This is a genomic window from Acinetobacter sp. YH12046 (assembly GCF_013419905.1).
In the GTDB taxonomy this organism is placed as follows: Bacteria; Pseudomonadota; Gammaproteobacteria; order Pseudomonadales; family Moraxellaceae; genus Acinetobacter.
In genome coordinates this window covers 1-1,054 of record NZ_VOZF01000086.1, presented here as the reverse complement: position 1 = coordinate 1,054, position 1,054 = coordinate 1, and the positions used below count along the sequence as shown (strand labels likewise).

The 1,054-nt window shown below is 35.4% G+C and carries 2 protein-coding genes and 1 pseudogene; 1 reads left to right on the top strand and 2 read right to left on the bottom strand.

Going from position 1 to position 1,054, the window contains the following annotated elements; all coding sequences use genetic code 11:
* Positions 1–250: 250 nt before the first annotated feature.
* Entirely contained in the window at positions 251–532 is a 282-nt protein-coding gene (locus tag FTU03_RS16065) for a hypothetical protein (protein ID WP_005254311.1), read from the top strand.
* Here FTU03_RS16065 and FTU03_RS16060 read toward each other — a convergent pair.
* A complete protein-coding gene (locus FTU03_RS16060; RefSeq protein ID WP_180157971.1) occupies positions 529–825 on the bottom strand; it encodes a hypothetical protein in 297 nt (98 codons plus the stop codon). The genes FTU03_RS16065 and FTU03_RS16060 overlap by 4 nt on opposite strands.
* A pseudogene (locus FTU03_RS16055) lies at positions 822–1,054 on the bottom strand (RepB family plasmid replication initiator protein); the annotation flags it as partial. The pseudogene FTU03_RS16055 and the gene FTU03_RS16060, both read right to left, overlap by 4 nt.

Here is a 1,054-nt window from a genome sequence, read left to right as displayed (position 1 = left end):
AATTTGGACAAAGGTAAAGGTGAGTTTCTCTAAAATTATACCGATACATTTTTATTTACCTTTTGCTTTTTTAAATTGCGTAGCAATTTTTTGGGGTTAAGGGGATTCCCCTTACGCAAACTTTGACTTGGATGAAATCCAAGTCGTAAGTGCGCATTTCATGAAAAACACGATAGCATATTACCCGCTTGAATTTCAATTCATAGGGTCTTATGCTTGAGTGGTTTTCTATATTCCGAAATTAACCGTTATGACTAAATCTGCTGAAAATATCGAAAAGAAAATTGAAGCCCAGTTAGAGAAACTGAAACAGTTAAAAGCACAGAAACAAGCTATCGAAGCAAGAGAACGTACCAAGCAAAAGGAACAGCAACGAAAAGATGATACTCGGCGTAAAATTCTGCTCGGTTCTTATTTGATTAAAAAAATGCAGAATGAAGCCAATAAAGAAAAAATACTCGCTGAACTCAACGAGTATTTAACAGAAAATAGAGATCGACAGCTTTTTGATTTGCCCGACATTGAAGCCTAATTTTTCTTCGCTATTTGGTTGTTTTGTTCGGCTTGATACTCTGGAATGAGCGTATTTAAAACCTTTTGAATATTGTCCTTGTCTTCTATCTGCAAATTATCTCGATAGTAAATTAAGTCCTGTATTTTGCTTTCCATCTGCATTTTTCCGGTGGGTTCGGCATCTTTGGATAGTCGGGATAATAGGAAGATATAACCGCATATATTTTCCCTCGCAATTTCATAATTTACGATGTCGAGGTATTCAACGGTCACATGCTTTAGATCGGTTGATAGGTTATTTAATTTAATCATGGCTGAAATCCTGATTTTTCTAAAATTGGATAAAGCTCTCTGAATTTTTCAGGCTCTAAAAGCATATCAGCGATACGAATAGCAAATTGTTGGTAGCTTTCTGTACCTTGTGAATATATTCCCATCTCAGGCATTTCAGACATTTTATTCGCAAATAAATGGCGTTGTGCATCGGTCATTTTTATAAAAAAATCAGGCGTGTTTGGATCTCTTTTTGCTTCAACTTTTG